General features: G+C 72.9%; 4 protein-coding genes. 3 read left to right on the top strand and 1 reads right to left on the bottom strand.

Annotated features, from left to right (window positions below):
* The coding region (locus AC1DP0_RS20550) for a TrmH family RNA methyltransferase (RefSeq protein ID WP_478088180.1) at window positions 1–746 on the bottom strand (746 nt) is incomplete at its 3' end.
* Window positions 747–852: 106 nt separating this feature from the next.
* Here AC1DP0_RS20550 and AC1DP0_RS20545 point away from each other — a divergent pair.
* The 3 genes from AC1DP0_RS20545 (at window position 853) to AC1DP0_RS20535 (ending at window position 2,727) form a co-directional block, all read left to right on the top strand.
* Window positions 853–1,266: a VOC family protein gene (locus tag AC1DP0_RS20545; protein ID WP_478088178.1), complete on the top strand. Its 414-nt coding sequence runs from the start codon at window positions 853–855 to the stop codon at window positions 1,264–1,266.
* Between the two features lie 66 nt (window positions 1,267–1,332).
* Complete coding sequence (locus tag AC1DP0_RS20540) at window positions 1,333–1,893, top strand: cysteine hydrolase family protein (protein ID WP_478088176.1); 561 nt, start codon at window positions 1,333–1,335, stop codon at window positions 1,891–1,893.
* A 102-nt stretch (window positions 1,894–1,995) separates the two neighbouring features.
* Entirely contained in the window at window positions 1,996–2,727 is a 732-nt protein-coding gene (locus tag AC1DP0_RS20535) for a response regulator transcription factor (RefSeq protein WP_478088174.1), read from the top strand.
* Window positions 2,728–2,819: the final 92 nt, after the last annotated feature.

The following is a 2,819-nucleotide window of genomic DNA, read 5'->3' as shown; positions in this document are numbered from 1 at the left end:
GCTTCGAGCAGGGTCCGGTCGGCGCCGTGCTTCTCGCTGCCGACGGCGATCGCGACACGACCGGTGTAGTCGACGTCGGTGTGCAGCAGGTCGGTCTCGGGGGTGGTGACGACGAGGCGGATCTCGTTGACGGCCAGCCAGTCGAGCGCCTCGGCGGTCGTCGCGCTCGCGGCGGGCACGGCGAAGACGGTGCCCTTGCTCGCGCGCACGACGTTGGGGTTGCCCCAGTCGGTGACGGGGTCGGCCGCGATCACGGCGTCGACACCGGCGGCGTCGGCGGTGCGGAGCATGGCGCCGAGGTTGCCGGGCTTCTCGACTCCCTGGCTGAGCAGGGTGAGGTGATCGGGACCGTCGACGTGCAGGTCGGGGAGGTCGACACCGATGCGGCCGACGACGGCGATGAGGCCGTCTGGTCCCTCGCGGTAGCTGACCTTCTCGAAGGCGCTCCGGCTGAGATGGACGACCTCGACGCGGTCGTGGCGCAGCCGGGCGAGCAGGTCGCTCTGGTGGCCGATGTCCTGCGACCCGGCCCGCCCGGCGGGGCTGAACAGCTCCTCGCACACGTAGACGGTGCCGGGGCGCACGCCGGCGGAGAGGGCGAGGCCGATCTCCTCGTAGCCCTCGACGACGGTCTGGCCCGTCTCCTCCCGGGTCCGCCGTCGGCGCAGGCCGAGCAGGCCCTTGAGGCGCGGGTTGGACGCGGAGCTGATCGTCAGCTCGCGGGGAGGGTGCACCGGGTTCGTCATGTTCGTCATGGCCGGCCCAGCATCCCATCCGTTCGCCGGTGCTGCGAGGACACCGCAGGGACGCCCCCCTTCGTAGAGTGGGGACGTCCCTGACCGAGGAGGATCCGTGACCGAGTTCCCCCGTCTGATGCACACCGCGCTCGACACGACCGACGCCCGCGGTCTGGCCGACTTCTACTGCGAGCTGCTCGGGCTGCACTGCCGGCCCGGTGACGAGCGGCCGGCAGCAGGGCCCGACGACGCCGACTGGATCGTCCTGCTCGACGCGGACGACGTGCGACGGCTCGCCGTCCAGCAGGTCGACGAGCTGGCCCGCTCGACGTGGCCGAGCCACGAGGTGCCGATGCAGCTCCACGTCGACTACGCGGTGCCGACCCTGGCTGAGCTCGAACGACACCGCGACCGGGCGCTGTCGCTCGGCGCGACCCTGCTCCTCGACCGGACCGCCGACGGGGAGGAGCCACTCGTCGTGCTCGGTGACCCTGCAGGTCATCCCTTCTGCCTGCTCGTCGCCCCCTGAGGCTCCCGGCCGTCGGCGCGTCGGCGTAGCGTCGGGATGGACGCAGAGCCCGAGGCAGGAGACACCATGACCACCTTCGCAGGACGGCCCAACACGGCGCTGCTCGTCGTCGACGTGCAGAACGACGTCGTCTCCGACGCGTGGGACCGCGACGGCGTCATCGCCCGCATCAGCGACCTCGTCGGCAAGGCCCGTGCCGAGCACGTCCCCGTCGTCTGGGTGCAGCACTCCGACGACAACATGCCGGCAGGCAGCGACGGCTGGCAGTACGTCCCGGAGCTGACCCGCGACGAGTCCGAACCGCTCGTCCACAAACGCTACGGCGACTCCTTCGAGGACACCGACCTCGAGGCGGTGCTGGCCGAGCGGCAGGTCGGCCGGGTCGTCGTCACCGGCGCACAGACCGACGCGTGCATCCGGTCGACGCTGCACGGCGCCCTCGTCCGCGGCTACGACACGACGCTCGTCGAGGACGCCCACACGACGGAGGACCTGCGCCAGTGGGGTGTACCGGTCTCTCCGGAACAGGTCATCGTCCACACCAACGTCTCCTGGTCCTGGGCCGAGGCGCCGGGCCGCACGGGCGACGTCGTGCCGGCGGCCGACATCGACTTCGGCGCGCGCTGAGCCACGGCCCTTGGTGCGAGACCGGGTGTCCCGGCCCGTCCCCTGACACGACTCGAACACGAGCGTGACCCGGACGCCGCCCCTGCTCACTACGCTGCGAACGTGTCCTCCGAGCCCGGCACCAGCCGCGACCGTCGTCCAGACGCCGGCCGCGGCCTCGTGCTCGTCGTCGAGGACGAGCCGGCCATCGCCGACGTGCTGCGGCTCAACCTGCGCGCCGCCGGCTACGGCGTCGAGGTCGTCGGTGACGGCGGGAGCGCCCTCGACGCGGCGCGCGACCTGCGGCCCAGCGCCATCGTGCTCGACATCGGGCTGCCGGTGCTCGACGGCATCGAGGTGTGCCGACGCCTGCGGGGCAGTGGGGACTGGACGCCCGTGCTCTTCGTCACGGCCCGCGACGACGAGGTGGACCGCATCGTCGGCCTCGAGCTCGGCGCGGACGACTACATCACGAAGCCGTTCTCCCCGCGGGAGCTCGTGGCGCGGCTCGGGGGCGTGCTGCGGCGGACCCGCGGGGACGCAGCCGCCCCCGAGGTGCTCCGCGCCGGTGACCTCACCGTCGACCTGACGAGTCACGAGGTCCGAGTCGCCGGCCGGGACGTCGCCCTGACCGCAACGGAGTTCGACCTGCTCAGTCACCTCCTGCGTCGGCCGGGCGTCGTCTTCACCCGCGAGCAGCTGCTCAGCGACGTGTGGGGGTATGCCGCGACGGCCGGCGGGCRCACCGTCGACGTCCACGTGGCGCAGGTCCGCGCGAAGCTCGGCGACGCGAGCCCGATCCGCACCGTCCGCTCGGTCGGGTATGCCGCCGGTGGCGACCGGCCGCGACCGTGACGGGCGGGCGCGGCACGCTCTCGCGCCGGATCGTCCTGCTCGCCGTCGGCGTCGCGGTGCTGACGGCGCTGCTCGCCGGGCTGCTCGCCGTC

It is taken from the genome of Terrabacter sp. P5_B1 (genome assembly GCF_056400505.1).
This window is presented reverse-complemented; position numbering and strand designations above follow the sequence as displayed.

Bases quoted from the DNA above. Each gene is read 5' to 3' on its own strand.
- AC1DP0_RS20540 (WP_478088176.1), top strand. From the start codon at position 1,333: ATGACCACCTTCGCAGGACGGCCCAACACGGCGCTGCTCGTCGTCGAC.